Raw genomic sequence first — 23,949 nt, 5'->3', positions numbered from 1 at the left:
TGGAGGGGAACCGACATCGGCACGCAGGCGGGGGTCATGAAGAGGCAGGCACGAGGAGGTGGTCCCATGGCCATGGGGGCCTCCTCCGCCAAGGCAGTGGAGGAAGCGGCCGACGGGGCGGGCGACGGGGAGGACGGCGCACAGCTCAGGCGCCGGCTGGGCAGGGCGGACCTGCGGGCGGTGCCCGAGGTGCGCAGGGCTCTGCGGGAGCTGTTACGGCACTGGGGCGGGCCGGGATGCTCCGAGACAGCCGAGCTGCTGACGAGCGAGCTCGTCACCAACGCCCTCATCCACACCGACCGCGACGCGGTCCTGACGGCCACCGTCGGTCCCCACGGACTCCGCGTAGAGGTCCGGGACTTCGTGGGACGCAGGCCCAGGCTGCGGTTACCGGACGCCGGCGACGGTACGCACGGCAGAGGCCTGGTCCTCGTCCAGTCCCTGGCCGACGCCTGGGGGGTCCGGGCGCACGGTGTGGGCAAGGCGGTGTGGTTCGAACTGGACGGCGGCGCGGTGTCGTAGACACCGCGCCGCCGTGGTGATGTCCGGGCCCGGCCGGGATCCGGCCGGGCCGTCCGGCTCGTGCGGACCAGGTGCCTCAGCCGAACTGCTGCTCGAGGTCCTTCAGCTTGCGCTCCAGCGAGTCGAGTCGCGGCAGGGCCATCGTGTCGTCCTCCGCGGTGAGGTCGACGGTGATCGGCTCAGTGCTCTTGCGGACGGGAGTGAGGGACGGCCGTGAGCGCACGGGCAGCTGCTCCGCGGTGGATATGGCAGGCTCCGCGGATGCCTGGCCCGAGGCCCGCTCCACCGTCGCGGTCTCCAGCTCCCGGCCGCCGCCGCGGCCGGCCAGCCCTCGGTGGCCCCGGCTGAGCGCCTTGAGGTGAGCACGCTCGACTCGCTCCTGCTCCCGGCGGCGCAGCCGGTTCTGCTCCTTCTGGCGCCGGTCCTCGCGGACCTCCTCGACGGCCTCGTCCAGGCTGCGGACGTTCTCCAGGAGCATCAGCGACCAGGCACCGTACGTCTCCCGGGGCGCGCGCAGCCAGCGGACGATACGGATCTGCGGCAGCGGACGCGGGACCAGGCCCTGCTCGCGCAGCGCGGCACGCCGGGTCTGCTTCAGCGCGCGGTCGAACAGCACCGCGGCCGACAGGGACATGCCCGCGAAGAACTGCGGGGCGCCCGCGTGGTCGATGCCCCGGGGAGCGTGCACCCAGTTGAACCAGGCCGCGGCACCCGCGAACGTCCACACGAGTATCCGGGATCCGAGCGCCGCGTCACCGTGGCTGGCCTCGCGCACCGCGAGCACGGAGCAGAACATGGCCGCGCCGTCCAGGCCGAACGGGACGAGGTACTCCCAGCCGTCGGAGAGGCCGAGGTTCTGCTCGCCGAAGCCGACCAGGCCGTGGAAGGACAGCGCCGCGGCGACCGCGGCGCAGCAGAACAACAGCACGTAGGAGGCCGTGCCGTAGATGGCCTCCTTGCGCCTGCGACGCTCCTCGCTGCGCTCCCACGAGTCGTCGCTGCTCGCGCTCTCCCCGGACCGTTTTCCGCGCGCGAGCACCGCCACCGCCGCCAGCAGTCCCAGGAGCAAGACGCCGCCCGGAAGCAGCCAGTTCAGCGATATGTCGGTCAGTCTCATCTGGGGTCCCTTGCATTGGGATAGGGCGTAACGCCCGCCATAGTGGCCCAATCCCGTCAGCCCTCAGGGGGTTTCGGGGCAAGAGGCCGCCAAGGGAGTGCAAGGGGATGCGCAGGGCGGCGTTCTGCTCGAACTGCCGCGCGAGGGACGGGAGTTGAGTGCGAATAAGATTACCCGTACGGATGGTTCGACGGAAAGTTCCTGCGGCAAGTGAGGAAGTCGTGAATCGACTGCGATCCGCGGAGCCTCACCGTGCGGGGGGGTCGCCGGAGTTGATCTTAGGGCACTCGTGGGCCGCCCTCGTCCGGGACGGTTCAACCGGCCGCGGCCGCCGCCAACTTGGCCACCCGGTCGGCGTCGCAGGTGCGCGGGCAGGTGGTGCAGGTGTCCTCCGGGCGCAGCGTGTAGAAGAAGCAGCAGGTCACCCGGTCGCGGGTGGGCAGGGACTCGCCGTTCGGACCGGTCAGCTCGCGGAACGCGGCGGAGCCGGCGTACGGCTGCGTCGACCCCGGCAGCAGCAGCTCCAGCTCACGCATCGCCCGCCGCTCCTCGCCGAGCAGGTGGGCGATGTACCAGAGTCCCTCGACGACCTCGTCGGTCGCCATGCCCCACAGCGCCCGGCCGCGCCGCCGCATGCGGGGGCCGAAGCCGCCGAGGACCGGCTCCAGGTGCTCGGCCACCGCGGCCCGCACCTCCGTGCGCAGCGCCGCCTCGTCGGGGACGACCCGGGCGCCCGGCAGTCCGGCCGCGGGGTCGCCGGGCAGGCAGGCGAACGTCGAGACGCGGACGGCCATGCTGCCGAGCGTGCGCTCGTATGTGACGTCCTCCACAGCGAAGCGGGGGACGCGGCGTCGCAGGAACCACGGCACGGTGATCAGCAGGCAGGCCGGCCAGGCGTACCGGTGCAGACCGAATCCGGCCACGACGTCGGGGCGCGCCCGCTGTCCGTAGTCCCGGATCACCTGCTCCTCGTCCCGTGCGAGGAAGGCGTCGAGGTCGGTCCCGCCGGCCGCCAACCCCGCTGCGCAGACCCACCCCTCGCCCGACGGCGCGGCCTCGCCGGCGCTCAGCTCGCGGACGCTCAGCCCGGAGAAGACCTCGGTCAGCCGGGCGTAGGCGTCGCCGACGGGCGACTGCCGCCCGTCGGCGGCCGGGGTGTCCGTGGCCGGTCCGTCGGACAGGGCGGTAGAGGGCATGCGGGACCATCCGCTTCACGATCGTTAGCAGGTAAGCCTTACCTTACCCGTCACTTCGGGTGTTTGAACTGAGCCCATGTACGCCTATGGTGCTTGACGGACGGGTAACAACCGCCGCAATGACCCCCAAGTACGACCAAGCCCGGAGGAGGGCCCGTGGAGCAGTCCGGTCCGCGCAGTGCGCACGGCTCCGCAGGCGCGGGGACCCCGGACATCCGTACGGGGGCCGTCCGGGTGCCCGCACAGCCGCGGGCCGCGGACATGGACCGGGGCACCGGCAGGGAGCGGACGCGGGGCGGTGTCCCCGACGGTGCCGTGCCCGGTGTCGGCGCCGGGGCCGCTCGCGGTGCGACCGGACCCGAGGCCGGGGGCCTGGCCCGCGCCCGCGGCGAGCACACGCACAGCGAGCCGCCCCTCCCGCGCCCCCGGGTCGAGGGCGTCCGCCCCGTCGTGCAGCGTTCCTCCGTACGCGGGCAGATCCTGGACGCCCTGCGCACCGCGCTCGTCGCGGGCGAGCTCGCCCCGGGAGAGGTGTACTCGGCGCCCCTGCTCGGCGAACGGTTCGGGGTGTCCGCGACGCCCGTACGGGAGGCGATGCAGCAGCTCGCGCTGGAGGGCGCGGTCGAGGTCGTCCCCAACCGCGGCTTCCGGGTCGTCGAACGCGGCACCCGGGAACTGGGTGAACTCGCCGAGGTCCGCGCCCTGATCGAGGTGCCGGTGATGCTGCGCCTGGCGCGCACCGTGCCCGCCGGGCGCTGGGCTGAGCTGCGCCCCCTCGCCGAGGCCACCGCGCGCGCCGCGTCCTCCGGGTGCCGCGCCACCTACGCCGAGTCCGACCGGGCCTTCCACCGTGCGGTGCTGGCGCTGTCCGGGAACAGCCAGCTGGTGCAGATCGCGGACGACCTGCACCGGCGCGCCCAGTGGCCGCTCGTCGGCGGTCCCGTCTCCCGGGGCCGGGCCGACCTGGTCGCCGACGCGGCCGAACACACCGCGCTCCTCGACGCGTTGATCGCCGAGGATCTGCCGGTCGTGCAGTCGCTGGTGCGCGAGCACTTCGCCGGGGCGTCCTGACCCCGTCGGCAGGCGCCCTTCCCCTCCTGCGCGTCACGGAGCGGTATCCGCCGCGCAACACACCGTGACGCCGGGAACCCGGCGCGCGGCGGGGGCGTGGCCCCCGGTACACGGCGAGAGCCGGACCGACACCGGGGGAGATTCCGATGCCCGACCCGTCCTGGACGGCCCAGCAGCAAGCCCAGCAGGCCGCGCAGCAGGCGCAGCAGATCCACCAGAACCACGTACGCGGCCACCGCGAGATGCACGACATGGCCCGCGGCCACGCCCGCCACTCCGGCTCGCCCCATCTGCACCGTCCGGCGCCGTACGGCGGCGGCCGGAGCGGAGGACTGCGCGGCCTCCTCGCCCTCCTGGTGATCGTGGGCGTGATCGTCTACGTGGCCCGCGACCCCGAACTGCGCACCACGGTCCAGGAGTTCGCCCGCACCCTGCTGGCCCGCGCCCAGAGCGGCTGACCCAGGGGCGGACGCGTACGGCTGCCTTCTCGCCGGGTCCGCGCCCCGGGCGGAGCGAGTTCACCGTCGGGCGCGTCCGACCGCCTGTTGGCCGGTCCGCGTCCGGAGCGGGCCGGCCCGCGGACGTGCGCACCCGGTGACCCTGTGCGCCGGGCCGCCCCGAATCGGGCGAGCTCGCCGGTGGGCGGGGCGGCCGTCTCTCGTCCCGGCCGCCCGGAGCGGGCGAACCCGCTGCCCAGGACGCCGGTGCTCAGGCCGTGGCAGCCGGTGGGGCCAGTTGGCGGGCCAGCCAGGTCGGGACGCCGCCGAGCAGACGGAACAGGCGGCCCGCCTCCGCGCGCAGGCGGGACGCCTCCGGTTCGGCCTCGGCGTCCGCAAGTGACGCCAGCGCGGGAGCCGTGCCCACGAGGTAGCCCAACTCCTCGCGGATCCGCAGTGATTCGGCGAACCCGTGTCGCGCCTCGGCCAACTCGCCCTCCCGCAGGGCGAGTCCGGCCAGATGCCGCCAGGTGAAGGAGAGCAGCAGCGGATCGTCGTGCGCCACCGCGCCCGCGTGCGCGCGCCGGTAGGCGGCGCGGGCGGCCTGCGGGGAGCGCGCGAGGTTCTCGGCGAGCAGTCCGCGCCGGAAGTCCAACAGGGCCCGCCCCCGGGCGCCGGGCGCGAGCAGCGCGGCGGCCCGGCCGAGCGCGGCCCGCGCCTCGTCCGCCCGGTCGCGCACGCCGAGCAGAGTCGCCGCGTACGCGAGCTGCCCCCGTTCGCAGGCCGCCGCACCGCGCTCGTCGTCGCTCTGCGCGACAGCCTCCGCGGTCCGCAGCGCGTCCTCCGCCTCGGCCCAGCCCTGTTCGGTGTACAGGCACCGCTCGACGAGCAGCGACGCCCGCTGGAGCGCCGCCTCCGCTGTGTGCGGCCGCAGCAGCGCGGCCGCGTCGGCCCAGCAGGCTCGCGAGCGCAGCCGCCATACCGCGGTCTGGAGTGGATCGTCCCCTGCAGTCGTTCCGTGACCAGACATGGCGGTATGCGCCACGTTGCCCTCCCCGAGCACACCATTGAGCTGTTGAGTGGTGGCATCTCAGCACGGATCGCGGCGCCCGGCCAAGAGGGTGGGTGAAGGATTTCACAAAGTCATAGGTGTTCGGCCGCCGCTCGCGGGCGTCGCGCGTCAGCTCATGCGCAGTGCCAGGAAGAAGTCCAACTTGTCCTCCAGGCGTGACAGATCACGACTCGTCAACTGTTCGATCCGGCCGACGCGGTAGCGCAGCGTGTTGACGTGCAGGTGCAGACGGGTGGCGCAACGCGTCCAGGAACCGTCGCAGTCCAGGAACGCCTCCAGGGTGGGGATCAGCTCGGCGCGGTGCCTGAGGTCGTAGTCCCGCAGCGGGTCCAGGAGCCGGGCCGTGAAGGCGCGGCGCACGTCGTCCGGCACGAAGGGCAGCAGGAGCACGTGCGAGGCCAGCTCCTGGTGTCCGGCTGCGCAGACCCGGCCGGGGCGCGCGGCGGCGACCCTGCGGGCGTGCCGGGCCTCCTCCAGCGCCCCGCGCAGACCCTCCGCCGAGTGCACGGCGGCGCTGACGCCGAGGGTGAGCCGCCCGTCGTCGTCGAGTCCGGCGGACAGCGGGTCCCGTACCGCCTCCAGGAGCGAGTCGGCGAGCAGCCCCTCCTCGGAGCCGTCGTGCTCCGCGGACACCGCCGGGAGCGGGACGAGCGCGATCGCCTCATCGCCCGTATGGGCGACGGCTATCCGGTCGGAGTGCTCGGGACCGGCGGACAGCGGGTCGACGAGGATCTCCTCCAGCAGCGACTGGGCGACCGGGCCGCCTTCGATCTCGCCGCCCTCCCACTCGACGCGCGCCACGACCACCTGCCAGTGCGGGGCGGCGCCGAGGCCGGGCAGCAGGACCGGTGCCGCGACCCGCAGCCGCGCCGCGATCTCGGCCGGCGCCGCCCCCGTCTGCACCAGCTCCAGCACCTCCTGCGCGAGCCGCCGCCGTACCGTGCGTGCCGCGTCGCGCCGGTCCCGCTCCACCGCGATCAGCTGGGTGACGCCCTGGAGCAGGTCGAGCCGCTCCTCGGGCCAGTCCCCGGCGTCCGCCTCGACGGCGAGCAGCCAGTCGGAGAGCACGGTCTCGCGGACGTCCCGCGACGCACCGGAGGACCGTTGGGACGCGCGGATCGGGAACAGCGAGTACGTGGCCGTGCCGATCGTCACCCGGTGCGGGCCGGGGCGGCCGGTGCGGGCCGCGGCCAGGTGCTCGGCGGCCAGCTCGGCGCACACGTCGGCCGCCAGGGCCGCCCCCGCGACCTTCGATCCGGCGATGGGCCGCCCGGTGGGCGACAGGACCCAGGCCCGCAGATCCAGGTCGCTGCCGAGCAGGTCGAGGACCACGTCGGGGCCGCCGCCGGCCGGCCCGGACGTCATCATCCGCCGATGCCGGTCCACCACGGCCGCCAGGTCCCCGGCCCGCTCGCCCGAGACCTGGCGTACGACGTGCTCGGTGATCGTCGCGAAGGCCACCGACTCGTTCACCGCGAACAGCGGCAGCCGGTGCCGGGCGCAGGCCAGGATCAGGTCGTCCGGCACGTCGCCCAGCTCCGCCTCACCGGCGGCGAGGGCGGCGACTCCGGCACCGGCGAGGATGCGTACGAAGGACTCGGAGTCGGCGGCACCGTGCCGCCAGGCGAGGCCGGTGAGGACCAGCTCGCCGCCCGAGAGGTATCGGCTGGGGTCCTTGAGGTCCGTGGTCATCACGCCGCGCACCGCGCGGTCCAGCTCGTCCTCGCCGCCGAGCAGCCGCAGGCCCAGCGCGTCGGTGTCCAGCAGTGCGCGCAGCCGCATTCTCGTCGCCGCCGTTCTGTGTCTCGAAATCTACGATGGTTCTGTGGCGAGGACCCCTGGTGGGTCGTCCCCCGTCGGGAGCGGGGCACGGGTCCTCAGAACGGTGGCCGTGGCCCCCGTGTGGCCGTGTCCTGGGCTTTCGTGAGCGGTGCTCCTTGATTCCCAGTCCGTGCCGGATGTTTCCAGAGGAAAGCGAAGAGGTTACTGATGACCTCCGTTCATACGAATCTACAAGATGAGCTCCCTGGCCAGCCAACTCCTTCATGGTTTCGGTGACTGACCCCGGTGTGCGACGGAGCTGTGTACTGGCCCCACTCCGCGTCAACAACTCATGAACGAGCCGGGCCCGCCGCACACGATCTGGCTTGAACAGAACGACCCACGATACGAAGAAGAGAGCCACTCATGGACTTCCTTCGCCCCGCCAGCTGGGAGGAGGCGCTCGCCGCCAAGGCTGAGCACCCCACCGCTGTGCCGATTGCGGGTGGCACCGATGTGATGGTCGAGATCAACTTCGACCACCGCCGGCCCGAGTACCTCCTGGATCTCAACCGCATCGGCGAGCTGAGCGAGTGGGAGGTCGGCGAGGACAGCGTGCGCCTTGGCGCCTCCGTTCCGTACACCCAGATCATGGAGAACCTGCGCGGCGAGCTTCCCGGCCTGGCGCTGGCCTCCCACACGGTGGCCTCCCCGCAGATCCGCAACCGCGGCGGCGTCGGCGGAAACCTCGGCACCGCCTCCCCGGCCGGCGACGCCCACCCCGCCCTCCTCGCGGCTGGCGCCGAGGTCGAGGTCGAGTCGGTACGCGGCTCCCGCCTCATCCCGATCGACGAGTTCTACACCGGCGTGAAGCGCAACGCGCTCGCCGCCGACGAACTGATCCGCGCCGTCCACGTCAAAAAGGCCGACGGCCCCCAGCAGTACTCGAAGGTCGGCACCCGCAACGCCATGGTCATCGCGGTGTGCGCCTTCGGCCTCGCCCTGCACCCGCAGACCCGCACGGTCCGCACCGGCATCGGCTCCGCGGCACCGACGCCGGTCCGCGCGAAGACCGCCGAGGAGTTCCTGAACGCGGCGCTCGAAGAGGGGGGCTTCTGGGACAACGGAAAGATCATCACCCCGTCGGTCGCCAAGCAGTTCGCGGACCTGTGCTCCGCCGCCTGCAACCCGATCGACGACGTCCGGGGCACGGCGAGCTACCGCCGCCACGCGGTCGGCATCATGGCCCGCCGCACCCTGACCTGGACCTGGGAGTCGTACCGCGGCACCGCCGCCACCACGGAGGGAGTCGCGTAATGCGCGTCAATTTCACGGTCAACGGCCGTCCACAGGAGGCCGACGACGTCTGGGAGGGCGAGTCGCTCCTCTACGTCCTGCGCGAGCGCCTGGGACTGCCCGGCTCGAAGAACGCCTGTGAGCAGGGCGAGTGCGGTTCCTGCACGGTCCGCCTCGACGGTGTGCCGGTGTGTTCGTGTCTGGTCGCCGCCGGCCAGGTCGAGGGCCGCGAGGTCGTCACGGTCGAGGGGCTCGCCGACTTCGCCAAGCAGCGTGCGGAACACGGTGGTTGCGCGAGCGGCGCCTGCGGATCCGCCGAGAAGGCCGGGACGTCGCTCGACGCCGCCAAGCAGTGGGCGGCCAAGGGCCACGACTCGCAGACCGGTGAGGGCGTCGAACTCTCGCCCGTCCAGCAGGCGTTCATCGACGCCGGTGCCGTCCAGTGCGGTTTCTGCACCCCGGGCCTGCTGGTCGCCGCCGACGAGATGCTGGAGCGCAACCCGAACCCGAGCGACGCGGACATCCGCGAGGCGCTGTCGGGCAACCTGTGCCGCTGCACGGGCTACGAGAAGATCATGGACGCCGTCCGGCTCGCCGCCGCGCGCCAGTCCGAGCCCGAGGGGGTCTGACGCCATGGCCGACACACGCACCACCGGCATCCCGTCCAAGGTGACCCAGGGGTCGAAGACGAAGGGCGGCATTGGGGAGTCCACCCTCCGCCCGGACGGCACCCTCAAGGTCACCGGCGAGTTCGCCTACTCGTCCGACATGTGGCACGAGGACATGCTGTGGGGGCAGATCCTGCGCTCCACGGTCGCCCACGCCGAGATCGTGTCGATCGACACCTCCGAGGCCCTCGCACAGCCCGGCGTCCACGCCGTCATGACGTACGACGACCTGCCGACCGCCGTGAAGAACTACGGCCTGGAGATCCAGGACACCCCGGTCCTCGCGCACGGCAGGGTCCGTCACCACGGCGAGCCCGTCGCGATCGTCGCCGCCGACCACCCGGAGACCGCGCGCCGCGCCGCCGCGAAGATCAAGGTCGAGTACCGCGAACTGCCCGTCATCACGGACGAGGCGTCCGCGACCGCGCCCGACGCGATCCTCATCCACGAGAACCGCGACGACCACCACATCGGCCACGTGCCGCACCCGAACATCGTGCACCGTCAGCCGATCGTCCGCGGCGACGTCGGGAAGGCCGCCGAGAAGGCCGACTTCGTCGTCAAGGGCGAGTACACCTTCGGCATGCAGGACCAGGCCTTCCTCGGCCCGGAGTCCGGCCTCGCGGTGCCGGGCGAGGACGGCGGCGTCGACCTCTACATCGCCACCCAGTGGCTCCACTCCGACCTGCGCCAGATCGCCCCGGTCCTCGGCCTGCCGGAGGACAAGGTCCGGATGACGCTCTCCGGCGTCGGCGGCGCCTTCGGCGGCCGCGAGGACCTGTCGATGCAGATCCACGCCTGCCTGCTGGCGCTGCGGACCGGCAAGCCCGTCAAGATCGTCTACAACCGGTTCGAGTCCTTCTTCGGACACGTCCACCGGCACCCGGCGAAGCTGTACTACGAGCACGGCGCCACCAAGGACGGCAAGCTCACGCACATGAAGTGCAGGATCGTCCTGGACGGCGGTGCCTACGCGTCGGCCTCCCCGGCGGTCGTCGGCAACGCGTCCTCGCTGAGCGTCGGCCCGTACGTGATCGACGACGTCGACATCGAGGCCATCGCGCTCTACACCAACAACCCGCCCTGCGGCGCCATGCGCGGCTTCGGCGCGGTGCAGGCGTGCTTCGCCTACGAGGCCCAGATGGACAAGCTCGCCGACGCGGTGGGCATGGACCGCGTCGAGTTCCGGCAGCTCAACGCCATGGAACAGGGCACGGTCATGCCGACCGGGCAGCCGGTCGACTCCCCGGCCCCCGTCGCCGAACTGCTGCGCCGCGTCAAGGCGATGCCGCTGCCGCCCGAGCGCCAGTGGGAGAGCTCCGAGGGCGCCGACGTACGGCAGCTGCCCGGCGGCCTGTCCAACACCACGCACGGCGAGGGCGTCGTCCGCGGCATCGGCTACGCGGTCGGCATCAAGAACGTCGGCTTCTCCGAGGGCTTCGACGACTACTCGACCGCGAAGGTCCGCATGGAGGTCGTGGGCGGCGAGCCCGTCGCCACGGTCCACACCGCGATGGCCGAGGTCGGCCAGGGCGGCGTCACGGTCCACGCGCAGATCGCCCGCACCGAGCTGGGCGTCACCCAGGTGACCATCCACCCCGCCGACACACAGGTGGGCAGCGCCGGTTCGACCTCCGCGTCGCGCCAGACGTACGTCACCGGCGGCGCCGTCAAGAACTCCTGCGAGCTGGTGCGCGAGAAGGTCCTGGAGCTCGGCCGGCGCAAGTTCGGCACCTACCACCCCGCGTGGGCGACGGCCGAACTCCTCCTGGAGGGCGGCAAGGTCGTCACCGACGGCGGCGAGGTCCTCGCCGATCTCGCCGACGTGCTCGAAGGCGAGGCCGTCGAGGTCGAGGCCGAGTGGCGGCACCGTCCGACGGAGGCGTTCGACCTGCGCACCGGTCAGGGATTCGGGCACGTCCAGTACTCGTTCGCCGCGCACCGCGCCGTCGTCGAGGTGGACACCGAGCTCGGCCTGGTCAAGGTCGTCGAACTGGCCTGCGCCCAGGACGTCGGCAAGGCCCTCAACCCGCTGTCCGTCGTCGGCCAGATCCAGGGTGGCACCACCCAGGGCCTCGGCGTGGCGGTCATGGAGGAGATCATCGTCGACCCGAAGACCGCGAAGGTGCGCAACCCCTCCTTCACGGACTACCTGATCCCCACGATCCTCGACACGCCGACCATCCCCGTCGACGTGCTCGAACTCGCCGACGACCACGCTCCGTACGGGCTCCGTGGCATCGGCGAGGCCCCGACCCTGTCGTCCACCCCGGCCGTTCTCGCGGCGATCCGGAACGCGACGGGTCTGGAGCTCAACCGGACACCGGTACGGCCCGAGCACCTCACGGGCACCGCGTAGGCACCGGGCAGACTCTCCGGGCGGCGCAGGGAACGTCACACTTCGTCGCGCCGCCCGGAGTACTCAAGCGCCGCACCGCTCACGGAACTTGAACCGTCGAAAAGTGATCACCGTCAGTACCAGCAGCAGATCCTGATCGTTCGTCTCGGGCCGTCCCCCGGGTCGTGCGGCCGAAGCACCATCCCAAATCCCACAGCCGCCATGCGGTTGATCAGCCGTCAGGGCGGCTGTCTCGGGTGCCCCTTTGAACCTTGGGAGTAGGCCCACATGACCCAGCAGTCTCTGGAGCCGAAGACCGTCGCGGAGGACGCGGGCGCGGGTAGCCGCGTCCCGGCCGGACGGTCCTGGCTCGACCGGTACTTCCACATATCCCAGCGGGAGAGCTCGATCGCGCGTGAGGTGCGCGGCGGCGTCACCACCTTCATGGCGATGGCGTACATCCTGTTGCTCAACCCCCTCGTCCTGTCCGGCAAGGACGCGGCGGGGGACACGCTCGGCCAGAAGGCCCTGATCACCGCGACCGCGTTCGCGGCGGCCTTCACCACGCTCCTGATGGGGTTCGTCGGCAAGGTGCCGCTCGCCCTCGCCGCCGGACTGTCCGTCTCCGGTGTGCTCTCCTCGCAGGTCGCCCCGCAGATGACCTGGCCGCAGGCCATGGGCATGTGTGTGATGTACGGCGTCGTGATCATGCTCCTGGTCGTCACCGGCCTGCGCGAGATGATCATGAACGCCATCCCGTTGGCGCTGAAGCACGCGATCACCATGGGCATCGGCCTCTTCGTCGCCCTCATCGGCCTGGTGAAGGCGGGCTTCGTGCACCAGGGCAAGTCGACCCCGGTGACCCTCGGCCCGACCGGTGAACTCGCCGGCTGGCCGGTCCTGCTCTTCGCGGCGACCCTGCTCGCGATCTTCATGCTCCAGGCGCGCGGCATCCCCGGCGCGATCCTGATCGGCATCGTCGGCGGCACCGTGGTCGCCGTCGTCCTCAACGCGGCCGGTGTCATCGACCCCGAGCAGTGGGCCGGCGGCGCCCCAGAACTGCACGGAAGCGCCGTCTCGATGCCGGACTTCTCGCTCTTCGGCAAGGTCGAGTTCGGCGGCTGGGGCGAAGTGGGCGCGATGACGGTCGGCATGATCGTCTTCACGCTCGTGCTCGCCGGGTTCTTCGACGCGATGGCCACCATCATCGGGGTCGGCACCGAGGCCGAGCTCACCGACGCGCAGGGCCGGATGCCGGGCCTGTCCAAGGCCCTGTTCATCGACGGCGCGGGCGGCGCGGTCGGCGGTGTCGCCGGCGCCTCCGGCCAGACGGTCTTCGTCGAATCGGCGACCGGCGTGGGCGAGGGCGCCCGCACGGGACTCTCCTCGGTCGTCACCGGCCTGTTCTTCGCGGCCTGCCTGTTCTTCACCCCGCTCACGGCGATCGTCCCGGGCGAGGTCGCCGCGGCGGCCCTGGTCGTCATCGGCGCCATGATGATGATGAACGCCCGCCACGTGGACTGGGCCGACCGCGCCACCGCGATCCCGGTCTTCCTGACCGTCGTGATCATGCCCTTCACGTACTCGATCACCGCGGGAGTCGCGGCCGGCGTGATCTCGTACGTCGCCATCAGGATCGCCCAGGGCAAGGCCCGGGAGATCGGGGCGTTCATGTGGGGCCTGACGGTGATCTTCTTCGTCTACTTCGCCCTCGACCCGATCGAAAGCTGGATGGGCGTCCACTGACGCCCGGCCACCCACCACGCAACCGCTGTCAAGGAGACCGAGAGATGCTGGACATCGCCGAAGAGCTGCACCGGTGGGTCGAGCAGGGACGCGATTTCGCCGTCGCCACCGTCGTGGCCGTCGGCGGCAGCGCACCCCGCCGGCCCGGCGCCGCACTCGCGGTCGACTCCGACGGCACGGCGATCGGCTCGGTCTCCGGCGGTTGCGTGGAGGGCGCGGTCTACGAACTGTGCCGACAGGCCCTGGAGGACGGCGGGACCGTCCTCGAACGCTTCGGCTACAGCGACGAAGACGCCTTCGCGGTCGGCCTGACCTGCGGCGGCATCATCGACATCCTGGTCACCCCGGTCCGCGCCGGCGACGCCGCCCGGCCGGTGCTGGCGGACGCGCTGGCCGCCGCCGCGGGAGGACGGGCGGCGGCGGTGGCACGCGTCGTCTCCGGGCCCGCGGAACTGATGGGCCGCGCCCTCCTCGTACACCCCGACGGTTCCTACGAGGGCGGCCTCGGGGCCCACCCCGAACTCGACCGCACCGTGGTGGGGGAGGCCGCCGCCCTCCTGGACGCGGGGCGCACCGGCACCCTGGAGATCGGAGAGCAGGGCTCCCGCTGCGGAGCACCGCTCACCGTGCTCGTCGAGTCCTCGGTGCCCCCGCCCCGCATGATCGTCTTCGGGGCGATCGACTTCGCCTCGGCCCTCGTCCGCATCGGCAAGTTCCTGGGCTACCGGGTGACGGTGTGCGACGCCCGCCCGGTCTTCGCGACGGCCACCCGCTTCCCCGAGGCGGACGAGATCGTCGTCGAATGGCCCCACACGTACCTGGAGGGCACCGAGACCGACTCCAGGACGGTGCTGTGCGTGCTGACCCACGACGCCAAGTTCGACGTACCGCTGCTCCGGCTCGCCCTGCGGCTCCCGGTGGCGTACGTCGGCGCGATGGGGTCGCGCCGCACTCATCTGGAGCGCAACGACAGGCTGCGCGAAGTCGGCGTCACCGAACTGGAGCTGGCGCGGCTCAGGTCGCCGATCGGCCTGGATCTCGGCGCCCGCACGCCGGAGGAGACGGCCCTGTCCATCGCCTCGGAGATCGTCGCCAACCGGCGTGGCGGCAGCGGCATTTCGCTGACCGGCGCGCACACGCCGATCCACCACGATGCGGCGTCGGTGCCCGCGGGGCGGATCGGGTCGGGGGCCTGACCCTGTTCCCTCGGGTCAGAGCAGACGGGTGATCAGGTCGTCCTGATCGCCGGTCATCACCCCGTCGGTTGCCACAGAATCAACTCCCGCACATAGTCCCCGAATCCCACGATTCCAAGGCGGCTCATGCGCCCGCGGTCGACGACCGAACTTGTACGGTGGCCGGTGGCATCGGGCCCCGGGGGTGCGGGGCGCCGTCGGGTCAACGGCACAGCGGGGGAGCGCAAGGTGAGTGGGTCGGCAACCGGACAGGGCCGTATCGGAGGGCGACAGGCGCAGGAAGGCCGCCGCCTGTCGCCGGCCGCGACCGCGGTACTGGGAGTCTTCCTCCTGGCCGACGTCGTGTTCGTGTGCGGAACCCTGGTGAGTCTGTGGCCGGTGGTGCTCGGACTCGTCCAGCCCGGCGCCGATGTCGGCGCCGGGCAGCCGTGGTCGCCCTTCGGCCTGGCACAGTGGTCGCTCACCCCTGACACGGCGATGCTGGTCGCGGTGATTCTCTGCAGTGCCCTGGGCAGCTTCGTCCATGCGGCCACGTCCTTCGCGACCTACGTGGGCAACAGACGGCTGTATGCGAGCTGGTTGTGGTGGTACCTGCTCAGGGCCGGCATCGGGGTGGCACTGGCCCTGCTGGTCTACTTCCTGCTGCGCGGCGGTCTCTTCGCCGGGAGTTCGGGGGCGGGGGCGACCAATCCGTACGGCTTCTCCGGCATCGCGGGACTGTGCGGTCTGTTCTCCAAGCAGGCGACGGACAAGCTCCGGGAGATCTGCGACACGGTCCTGAGCACGACCAGCGACGGTGACCGTGATCGTCGGGACAAACTGGCCGTGGCGCAAGACGGCGAACCCCACTCGCACGGTGCGTGAGTCGTACCTGCCGGGCGTCACGGGCAGGTGGCCCCGGCCCGGTGCGACGGGCCTTTCTCGTGCAGGCGTATTGACGCGAGCATGGCCTTCGATGACGCTCGTGGGAGCGCTCCCGCAAGTCCCTCGTGACCGTTGCGCATCAGGAGTGAACCCCTTATGAGACGTGCCCCCATCTGGCTCGCCGCCCTCTCGCTCGGACTGACGGCCCTGCTGGCCGCCCCGTCCGCGCAGGCCGCCGACACCGCCGGGCCGGCCGGCCGCGGCCCCTCCCTGTACGTCCCCGACGCCAACCCGCAGGCGTACCGGCAGGCCTACGAACTCGCCCGCGAGGGCAAGTTCCTGGACGCGGCGGGCATTCTGGCCATGGTCGACACGCCCCAGGCCGTCTGGTTCGGCGACCAGACGCCCGCCCAGGTGGAGCGCATGGTCCGCCAGGTCGTCCGGGACGCCGACGAGGACGACGCCGTCCCCGTGCTCGCGCTCTACGACATCCCCGGCCGCGACTGCTCCAACTACTCCGCGGGCGGGGCCGCCGACACCGCCGAGTACAAGGAATGGATCGACGCCGTGGCACGGGGGATCGGCAGCCGCGAGGCCATGGTCATCCTGGAGCCCGACGCCCTCGCGCTGCTGCCGTCGGACTGCGGTCAGGACGACGCGCAGGGCACGAAGACCGCCGCGCGGTACCTGGAGGTCGAGTACGCGGTGGACCACCTGGAGCCGCTGCGCGGAACCCGCGTCTACCTCGACACCGGACATCCCGGCTGGCACACCGTCGACTCCATCGTGCCGCGCCTGATCAAGGGCGGTGTCGGGCACGCGTCCGGCTTCTACACGAACGCCTCGAACTACAACACCGACGACGCCAACTCCTGGTACGGCAAGCTGATCTCCTCGTGCATCGCCTACGTGGGCGCGGGCGGCGACGTCGCCGCCTGTCCGAACCAGTGGTGGCCGCGGGCGGACGCGCAGTCCTGGCTCGACGCGAACGTGCACACGCCCCCGTCCAGGATGACGCACTTCGTCACCGACTCCAGCCGCAACGGGCAGGGCCCCTGGACACCCCCGGCCGGCACCTATCCCGACCCGCAGGACTGGTGCAATCCGCCGGACCGCGGCCTGGGCGCCCGGCCCACCCTGCGCACCGGAGACCCGTTGCAGGACGCCCGGCTGTGGATCAAGACGCCGGGCGAGTCGGACGGGCTGTGCCTGCGCGGTACGCCGGGGCCGGAGGATCCGGAGCGCGGGACGGTCGACCCCGAGGCGGGCGACTGGTTCCCCGAACAGGCCCTGGAACTGGTGCGGTTCGCCAACCCACCGGTCCTGCCGCGGAGTTGAGCCACGGGCGTGGACCCTCGTCCTGGCCGCCCAGGGCGTACGGCTCAGGCCGTCCGGTCCTCCGTCCGGTCAGTCCGTCCCCAGGGGCCCGGGCGCCTCAATCGGTCCGCAGCAGCCCGTCGACGGCCCGCCCGAACATCCAGCGAGCCGCCCCGCGCAGCGGGCGGTCGGCCGCCCCGGGCAGCCATCGCACGCTCAGGTCCTCCCGCCACACCACCCAGGAGCCGGCGGCGGGGTGGTCCGGTGCCCCCACCGGGCCGGGCGCCCCTGGCCGCTCCGGGGAGGCTGGATGCACCTCGATCTCCGCCCATCCGGTCACGAAGGTGCCGAGCTTCACGAGCCGGCACCGTCCCGGCCGCCCCTCCGCGGGCGGCTGCCAGGTGACGACCTCCATCGGATCGTCGAATGCCAAGGGCCCCATGCCCGACCGTGCCACGAACACCGTGCCCGCCCGGGTCGGCGGCGGCGTGCGCACGGTGACGCGGGTCAGCGGCACGACGGCCGCGTGCCGCGTCCAGTCGGTCAGACGGCGCCAGCTCTCCTCGACGGAGTGCGGGGCCGAGCGTTCGAACACGAAGAGAACCACGGTGTGATCGTAGGCCCCGAACGGGAGATGAATCCTCGCGCAACCACCCGAAATGGGGCGCCATCACCCCTGCCGCACGCACTGTTCTCCCACCCCGACCGGCTCGCCCGCGTGCTCGCCGCGGAGATCTCCTGGAGCGAGGTCATCACGGCCACCGGGTGCTGCCGGTGCGCCTCGGCTGACTGTCGGGGGCGGGCGAGTACGCGGGCGTCCGCCGGAGCCCGCACGTGTTCGTCAGCACTCGTACCTGCGCCTTGCGGGTGCGAGCCCATCGGCGCGTGTGAGCCCAACGGCACGTACGAGCTCCGCGGCGCGGTGCGAGCTCATCGGCGCGTGCCAGCCCCGCGCCGCGTACCCGCTGATCGGCCCGTGCGCGTTCCTCAGGGCCGGTACACGGTGCCGGGCTCGGCCTTCCCCGGGGCCAGTAGTTGCGGCACCGTCACGAAGACGTACCCCCGCTTCTTGAGCGCGTCGATGATGCCGGGCACCGCGGGCACGGTGCCCGGGTAGAGGTCGTGCAGCAGGATGATCCCGTCCCGGGACGACTGCTGGAGGACGCGCTTCTCTATCAGCGCCGAATCGCTCGTCTGGTAGTCCTTGGCGGTCACGCTCCACAGGACTTCGGCGAGCCCGAGTTCGCGGCTGATCCGGTGCACCGTGTCGTTCGTCCGTCCCTGCGGCGGACGCATCAGCGTCGGCTTGCGGCCGGTGAGCCGCTCTATCGCGTCGTTGGGCCGTTCCAGCTCCTCGCGTATCTGCTGCGACGAGATGCGCGTAAGGATCTTGTGGTCCCAGGTGTGGCTGGCCACCTCGTGGCCCTCGTCAGCCATGCGTTTCACCAGCTCGGGGTACTTCTCGATGTGCCGCTTGCCGAGCAGGAAGAAGGTCGCCGGGACCTGCTTCTCCTTGAGGATGTCGAGCAGCCGCGCCGAGTGCTCGCTCGGTCCGGCGTCGAAGGTCAGTGCGATGCACTTGGCCTCGCGGCAGTCGACGGTTCCGAAGCGTGCCTGCACGTCGGTCGCGGCTCCCGCGCGGGCGGTGCTCGGCGCGGTGGTGCGCACGGTCGTGCACCCCGTCAGCGGAAGGGCCAGCGCGACGGCGGCGGAGATCGCCGCGGCCGTACGGAACCTGGTCCCCGGTCTTTTCATCTTCCTGGGCAGAGAAGGCATGCCCGCGACTATACATGTGGTGTATACACTCGATGTATAGCCCTGCGCGCTGCGCCGATGCGGGCTCCGGGCCGCCGTTGTGCGGCGCCGTGAGAGTGCTGCCGCAGGGGTGCGGCGGGGCGTCGGTGAGGGTGCGCTCGCCGCGCGGCGCCGTGCCGTTCGCCGCCGTCGTCGTGCGCCCGGCCGTTCCCGCTCGGACGCGAACCCTCGCCCCTTCGCGTGTCGTCCCTCATGCCTCGTGCGCGTGCCGCTCGGCGCTGGTGGGCGGCTCCGTCCGACGCGCTCTTTACGAATAAGTCATTCTCTGTAGAATTCTTCCCACCGAGAATTCCTGCACGCCGAGCGGCGGTGAGGCACGTGAACGTGACCGGCAAGGACAGTGCGCGCACGAGGTACGAGGTCGCCGTGATCGGCGGCGGCTTCGCGGGGCCCCTGCTCGCCGCGGTCCTGGCGCGCAACGGGGTGCGGACGCTCCTCGTCGAGGGCGAGGAATCCCCGCGCTTCGCGGTGGGGGAGTCGATGGTCCCGTACACGGCGGCACTCGCCCGCGTGGTGGCCCGGCGCTACGGCGTGCCCGAGGTCGAACACCTCACCAGCCTCGACGGCGTGCGGCGCGAGGTCTCGTCCCGCTGCGGGGTGCTGCGCAACATGGGGTTCGTCCACCACCGCCCGCACCTGCGCCAGCATCCGGGCGAGATCTACCAGGTGGTGAACCCCTCCGTCGTACCGCCCGTGCCGCATCTCTTCCGCGAGGACGTCGACGCCCATCTGCTGGCCGTCGCGCGGCGTCGCGGCGCGGACGTGCGCACCGGCCCCGGCGCACGCGTCGAGGGGCTCCGGATCGACGCGGACACGGGGGTGAGCCTGCGGACCGCGGCCGGCGAGGAGTTCACCGCGGAGTACGTGGTCGACGCGGGAGGCCGGCACGGACCCGTGGCGCGGGAACTGGGGTTGCGGGAGGAGCCGGCCCGGGCACGTCATCACTCCCGCACGCTCTTCACCCATATGACGGGCGTGACCCCGTACGACGCGACCGACGCCGGGCGGCTGCACGACCAGCCGAGCCCCTGGCACCAGGGCACCCTGCATCACGTCTTCGACGGAGGCTGGTTGTGGGTGATCCCCTTCGACAACCAGCCGCGCTCCACGAACAGCGTGTGCAGCGTCGGGCTCACCCTCGACGCCCGCAGGCACCCGGCCCGCGGCCTCGCGCCGCAGGAGGAGTTCGACCGGCTGCTGGCCCGGTTCCCCGACCTGGCCGAGCAGTTCCGGCACGCCGCCCCCGTCCGGCCGTGGACCGCGACGGGCCGGCTGCAGTACTCCTCGAAGCGCGTCGTCGGCGACCGCTACTGCCTGGCGTCCCACACCGCGGGTTTCGTCGACCCCCTCTACTCGCGCGGTCTCGCCCACAGTCTGGAGGTCGTCAACGCCCTGGGCCGTCGCCTGATCGACGCGGCGCACGAGGGCGACTGGTCCACCGGGCGGTTCCAGTACGTCGAGGACCTCCAGCAGGCCCTGTTCGACGCGCACGACGACCTGGTGTACGCGTCGTTCGTCTCCTTCCGCGACTTCGAGCTCTTCAACGCCGTCGTCCGGACCTGGACGGTGAGCACCGTGCTCGGCGCGCTCGCCGTGGAGAACGCCTGCGCCGCGTACGGCAGGAGCGGCGACGACGCCGTCTTCCGCGACCTGGAGCAGACCCGGCACCCCGGATCCCCGCTTCCCGGCAGCGCGCACTACAACTCCCTCGGTTCCTTGACCCGCACCCTGTGCGAGGAGGTCGAGGCCGGCACACGCACGCCGAAGGCGGCGGCGGACGGGATCTTCGACGCCATCGGGCGGGCCGACTACCTCCCGCCGTCCCTCGGCCTGGCGGACCCGGCCGACCGGTTCTTCCACAACACCCCGGCGCGTATCGCGCGTGCCGCCCGCTGGGTGTGCACGGATGCGCCCGACGAGGTCGGCGCGTTGCTCAAGGGCGCCATGGGAGGGCTGATCCGGGAGCGGCTGCGCGGCGTGCGCCGTCCCGGGTGACCCGGCGGGTGCCTTCCGGGTCACGACCGGAAGGCACCTCCCGGGCCGCTCCGGCGGACCGGGCCGGAGCCGCGCCGTCGACGCGGACCGGCCGCTGTCCTGTCCCACCCGACGACAAGGAGACCGTACGTGAACGCAACGGGCACATCTGAGCTGGAGAGGGAGACGTACGACGTGGCGATCCTCGGATCGGGCGTCGCCGGCTCCCTCCTCGGCGCGATCCTGGCCCGGCACGGGACCAAGGTCCTTCTGCTGGACGCCGGTTCGCACCCCCGGTTCGCCATCGGCGAGTCGACGATCCCGTTCACCCTGGTGTCGCTGCGCACCCTCGCGGAGCGCTACGACGTGCCGGAGATCGCCGCGCTCGCCTCGTTCACCGACACCACCCGCACGATCGGGCCGCGTTTCGGCGTCAAACGGCACTTCGGGTTCCTGCTGCACCACGAAGGCGCGCCGCAGAACCCGCGCGAGGTCAACGAGTTCAACACTCCGCCCCAACTGCTGCACGAGGCGGCCCACTTGTTCCGCCAGGACACCGACTCCTACCTCTTCCAGGTGGCGGTCAAGTACGGGTGCAAGGCGCGCCAGAACTTCTTCGTCACCGACATCGACTTCGACGGCTCGGGCGTCACGCTGGCCGGGCGCGACGGCGAGTACCGGGCGCGCTACCTGGTGGACGCGAGCGGCTTCCGTTCCCCGGTCGCCGACAAGTTCGGGCTGCGCGAGGACCCCTGCCGGTTCCAGCACCACTCCCGCTCGATCTGGAACCACGTCGTCGACCTGACCCCCACCGACCGGCTCTTCGACCACCTCCCGGACGGCCAGCGGCCGCCGGTGCCCTGGTACGAGGGCACCGTGCACCACATGTTCGACCGCGGCTGGGCCTGGGTGATCGGTTTCAACAACAACAAGTGGTCCAAGAACCCGCTGTGCAGCGTCGGCATGACCGTCGACCCGCGGCGCTTCCCCAAGCCCGACGGGGTGAGCCCCGAGGAGGACTTCGCCCGGCTCGCCGCGCCCTTCCCGGACATCGTCCGGCAGTTCGAGGGCATGAAGGCGGTGCGGGAATGGACCTCCACGGGGCGCCTGCAGTACTCCTCGAAGCAGACCGCGGGCGACCGCTGGTTCCTGCTCTCGCACGCCGCCGGTTTCCTCGACCCGCTCTTCTCGCGCGGTCTGTCCAACACGACCGAGGCCCTGAACGTGCTGGCCTGGCGGCTGCTGCAGGCCGTCCAGGACGACGACCTCTCCGGCGAGCGGTTCGCCCCGGTCGACCGGCTCCAGCAGTCGCTGTTCGACTACAACGACTCGCTCGTCAACTCGGCCTTCATCTCCTGGTGCGACTACGACCTGTGGAGCGCGGTCTTCAGGATCTGGGCGTGGGGAGCCAACGCGGGCGTGTACCGGATGCAGAGCGCACTCACCAAGTTCCGCAAGGACGGCCGGGACCGGCACTTCGTGGACCTCGAGGACGTCCCGTACCCCGGTCTGTACTGGCCCGACCACGACGGCTTCGCCGAGTTGTACGAGACGATGGTGAAGCAGTGCGAGGCCGTCGAGGCCGGTTCCGTGACCGCAGGGGACGCCGCCGACCTCCTGTACGAGCGGCTGCTTGCCGCCGACTTCGTGCCCAAGCACTTCGGGTACGCCGAGCGCGAGGTGCGCTTCCTGAACCCGCGGCCCAAGACCCTGCTGAAGATGCTGCGCTGGGCGGCCACCGACGCCGACCCCGTCGTCCGCCGCCTGGTCATGGAGAACGGCCGCGAGGCCGTCAAGGCGAGGCTGAAGGGGAGCAAGCTGTTCTGACTGCCGCACTGCTGCTGACGTGTCGTCAAGGTTCGTTGGGGACACGAGGGTTTGCCGTCTAAGTCAACGTGTGTAGAATTCAATGCGTACGGAATTGGTGTGCCCCACAGGGAACCCGTTCCGGAACCCATCGTTGGCAATGGCGCTGAACGAGAGGTGCGCGGTGATGTCGGAGATCCTGACGTGGCGTGGACGGCGCGGGACGGTGCGACCGTGACGGGCCGGATCCTCCCGCCGCGCGGCCCCGCCCGCACCCTCACCGGAATCACCCTGGTGCACACCATGGGCCAGGGTCTGTGGATGGCGCTCAACGCCGTCTACGCGACAGCCGTACTCGGGCTGTCCCCGGGCCAGTTCGGGCTCGGTGCCGGGGCCGCCGCCGCGGTGGCCCTGGCGCTGAGCACTCCCACCGGACATCTCGCCGACCGGGTCGGACCGCGTCCCGTGCAGATCTGGTCCTTCCTGGCCCTCGGGCCGCTGACCGCAGTCCTTCTGTTCGTCGACGGGTTCGGCGCCTATGTGATCGTGATGTCCGTGCAGGCGGTGGCCTACAGCGCCAGCCGGAGCGCCCGCATGGCCATGATCGCCGGACTGGTGCCGGCCGCGGAGCGGGTCACCCTTCGCGCCCGACTGCGCGCCGCCGCCAATGTCAGCGTCTCCGTCGGCGCGGGAATCGCGGGTGCCCTGCTCGCCGTCGGCACCCCGACGGCGTACCGCGGAGCGGTCGTCCTCAACGCCCTCACGTACCTCGGCACCGGCCTGCTCACCCTGCTCCTGCCGGCCGTGCCGCCGCAGCCCGCGCGGCCGGGACCCGCACTCGTCGTCCTGCGCGACCGCCCCTACCTGGCGTTCGTCGTCCTCGACGGGCTGCTCTCCATGCACAACCTCCTCCTGGACGTTGTCCTCCCGCTCTGGGTCCTGCGCCACACCCACGCGCCGCGCTGGATGATCGCGGTCATCCTGCTCACCAACACGGTCTCCGTGGTGCTGCTCCAGGTCAGAGCCGCCCGCGGCACCGACGACCCGGTGGGTGCCGCACGTGCCTCGCGCGCCGGGTCCTGGTGCCTGGGCGCCGCCTGCCTGGTCTTCGCGCTGACCGAGGGCGCACCCGCACTCCTCGCCTCGGCCCTGCTGGTCCTCGGCGCGCTCGTCCATGTCCTCGGCGAGGTCAGGCAGTCGGCGGGCAGCTGGGGCATCTCCTTCGGGCTCGCGCCGGACGACGCCCAGGGGCAGTACCAGGGCACCTACGCGATGGGCGCCGACATCGGCAAGATGGCCGCGCCCGCCCTGCTGACCTGGCTCGCCGTCGAGCACGGCACGGTGGGCTGGGTGGTGATGGCGGCCGGCTTCGCCGCGCTCGGCTCCGTCATGCCGGCGGTGGTGGCGCTGGCCCGACGGCGCAGCAAGGAGCGCTCCACCCCGGCCATGGTGTGAACGACTCCCCGTCGTACGCCCCGACGGGCGCCCGGAGCCCTGGGCCGTGCGGCGCACCACGCCGGGCTCCCCTTCACTGAAGTCCCCTCCCTGGAAGCCCGTCCGAGCCGGTCACCGCCCGCTCCGTGCCGGTACGTGATCCCGTGCCGGGGCGCGCAGAGTCCTGCCCCGGCGGCGGTACGCGCGAGCGCAGCGGGGCGGTGCGATACGCGGCCCCGGCGTCGTAGGCGTGCGTGCCGACCGCTCACGGAAGTCGCCTCCACCTCACAAGTCCCCTGACAAAACGAGGAGTTCAGCC

Annotated in this window: 19 protein-coding genes; 13 read left to right on the top strand and 6 right to left on the bottom strand. The window is 71.9% G+C overall.

All coding sequences use genetic code 11. The annotated features are described in order from the left end of the window. Positions 1-66 precede the first annotated feature (66 nt). Positions 67-522 carry an ATP-binding protein gene (locus H305_RS0112340; RefSeq protein WP_037763586.1) on the top strand — a complete coding sequence of 152 codons (456 nt, stop codon included), beginning with the start codon at positions 67-69 and terminating at the stop codon, positions 520-522. Positions 523-598: 76 nt separating this feature from the next. On the opposite strand, the gene H305_RS0112335 is transcribed toward H305_RS0112340, so the two are convergent. Beyond that, positions 599-1,639: a DUF2637 domain-containing protein gene (locus tag H305_RS0112335; protein WP_028800655.1), complete on the bottom strand. Its 1,041-nt coding sequence runs from the start codon at positions 1,637-1,639 to the stop codon at positions 599-601. Positions 1,640-1,953: 314 nt separating this feature from the next. After that, positions 1,954-2,835, bottom strand: coding sequence for a (2Fe-2S)-binding protein (locus H305_RS0112330; protein WP_028800654.1), 882 nt, complete (start codon positions 2,833-2,835; stop codon positions 1,954-1,956). Between the two features lie 156 nt (positions 2,836-2,991). Here H305_RS0112330 and H305_RS0112325 point away from each other — a divergent pair, with 156 nt between their 5' ends. Together H305_RS0112325 and H305_RS0112320 are read left to right on the top strand one after the other, a co-directional pair. Further along, positions 2,992-3,906, top strand: a complete 915-nt coding sequence (locus H305_RS0112325; RefSeq protein ID WP_028800653.1) for a GntR family transcriptional regulator — start codon at positions 2,992-2,994, stop codon at positions 3,904-3,906. Positions 3,907-4,052: 146 nt separating this feature from the next. Next, positions 4,053-4,364 (top strand): hypothetical protein, encoded by a 312-nt coding sequence (locus tag H305_RS0112320; RefSeq protein WP_028800652.1) that lies wholly within the window; start codon positions 4,053-4,055, stop codon positions 4,362-4,364. 250 nt (positions 4,365-4,614) lie between these two features. On the opposite strand, the gene H305_RS0112315 is transcribed toward H305_RS0112320, so the two are convergent. After that, positions 4,615-5,388: a hypothetical protein gene (locus H305_RS0112315; RefSeq protein ID WP_028800651.1), complete on the bottom strand. Its 774-nt coding sequence runs from the start codon at positions 5,386-5,388 to the stop codon at positions 4,615-4,617. A 135-nt stretch (positions 5,389-5,523) separates the two neighbouring features. Continuing rightward, on the bottom strand, positions 5,524-7,197 hold the full coding sequence (locus H305_RS0112310) for a PucR family transcriptional regulator (protein WP_028800650.1): 1,674 nt from the start codon (positions 7,195-7,197) through the stop codon (positions 5,524-5,526). Between the two features lie 405 nt (positions 7,198-7,602). On the opposite strand from H305_RS0112310, the gene H305_RS0112305 reads away from it, so the two are divergent. The 7 genes from H305_RS0112305 (at position 7,603) to H305_RS0112275 (ending at position 16,622) form a co-directional block, all read left to right on the top strand. Continuing rightward, the gene (locus H305_RS0112305; RefSeq protein WP_028800649.1) at positions 7,603-8,493 is read left to right on the top strand and encodes an FAD binding domain-containing protein; all 891 of its coding nucleotides are present in this window, start codon (positions 7,603-7,605) and stop codon (positions 8,491-8,493) included. After that, entirely contained in the window at positions 8,493-9,101 is a 609-nt protein-coding gene (locus H305_RS0112300) for a (2Fe-2S)-binding protein (protein ID WP_028800648.1), read from the top strand. Before H305_RS0112305 ends, H305_RS0112300 begins: the two co-directional genes overlap by 1 nt. A gap of 4 nt (positions 9,102-9,105) precedes the next feature. Then, on the top strand, positions 9,106-11,499 hold the full coding sequence (locus tag H305_RS0112295; protein WP_028800647.1) for a xanthine dehydrogenase family protein molybdopterin-binding subunit: 2,394 nt from the start codon (positions 9,106-9,108) through the stop codon (positions 11,497-11,499). Positions 11,500-11,766: 267 nt separating this feature from the next. Then, complete coding sequence (locus H305_RS0112290) at positions 11,767-13,224, top strand: NCS2 family permease (protein WP_028800646.1); 1,458 nt, start codon at positions 11,767-11,769, stop codon at positions 13,222-13,224. Positions 13,225-13,268: 44 nt separating this feature from the next. After that, the gene (locus H305_RS0112285; protein WP_028800645.1) at positions 13,269-14,420 is read left to right on the top strand and encodes an XdhC family protein; all 1,152 of its coding nucleotides are present in this window, start codon (positions 13,269-13,271) and stop codon (positions 14,418-14,420) included. Positions 14,421-14,648: 228 nt separating this feature from the next. Next, positions 14,649-15,284, top strand: a complete 636-nt coding sequence (locus H305_RS45590; protein ID WP_234020762.1) for a hypothetical protein — start codon at positions 14,649-14,651, stop codon at positions 15,282-15,284. A 156-nt stretch (positions 15,285-15,440) separates the two neighbouring features. After that, the gene (locus H305_RS0112275) at positions 15,441-16,622 is read left to right on the top strand and encodes a glycoside hydrolase family 6 protein (RefSeq protein ID WP_028800644.1); all 1,182 of its coding nucleotides are present in this window, start codon (positions 15,441-15,443) and stop codon (positions 16,620-16,622) included. Positions 16,623-16,719: 97 nt separating this feature from the next. Here the strand turns inward: H305_RS0112275 and H305_RS0112270 are convergent, their stop codons facing one another. Together H305_RS0112270 and H305_RS0112265 are read right to left on the bottom strand one after the other, a co-directional pair. Next, the gene (locus H305_RS0112270) at positions 16,720-17,208 is read right to left on the bottom strand and encodes a hypothetical protein (protein WP_028800643.1); all 489 of its coding nucleotides are present in this window, start codon (positions 17,206-17,208) and stop codon (positions 16,720-16,722) included. A 380-nt stretch (positions 17,209-17,588) separates the two neighbouring features. Beyond that, positions 17,589-18,356, bottom strand: a complete 768-nt coding sequence (locus H305_RS0112265) for a polysaccharide deacetylase family protein (RefSeq protein WP_028800642.1) — start codon at positions 18,354-18,356, stop codon at positions 17,589-17,591. A gap of 378 nt (positions 18,357-18,734) precedes the next feature. Between H305_RS0112265 and H305_RS0112260 the strand changes: the two genes are divergently transcribed. From H305_RS0112260 to H305_RS45585, 3 genes are all read left to right on the top strand, one after another. After that, positions 18,735-20,411 carry an NAD(P)/FAD-dependent oxidoreductase gene (locus H305_RS0112260; RefSeq protein WP_199791387.1) on the top strand — a complete coding sequence of 559 codons (1,677 nt, stop codon included), beginning with the start codon at positions 18,735-18,737 and terminating at the stop codon, positions 20,409-20,411. Between the two features lie 129 nt (positions 20,412-20,540). Continuing rightward, a complete protein-coding gene (locus H305_RS0112255) occupies positions 20,541-22,217 on the top strand; it encodes an NAD(P)/FAD-dependent oxidoreductase (RefSeq protein ID WP_037763582.1) in 1,677 nt (558 codons plus the stop codon). Between the two features lie 213 nt (positions 22,218-22,430). Further along, the gene (locus H305_RS45585) at positions 22,431-23,651 is read left to right on the top strand and encodes an MFS transporter (protein ID WP_051370555.1); all 1,221 of its coding nucleotides are present in this window, start codon (positions 22,431-22,433) and stop codon (positions 23,649-23,651) included. The last annotated feature ends 298 nt before the right edge of the window (positions 23,652-23,949 follow it).

The organism is Streptomyces sp. 142MFCol3.1, from assembly GCF_000424945.1.
GTDB classification, from domain to species: Bacteria; Actinomycetota; Actinomycetes; order Streptomycetales; family Streptomycetaceae; genus Streptomyces; species Streptomyces siamensis.
This window is presented reverse-complemented; position numbering and strand designations above follow the sequence as displayed.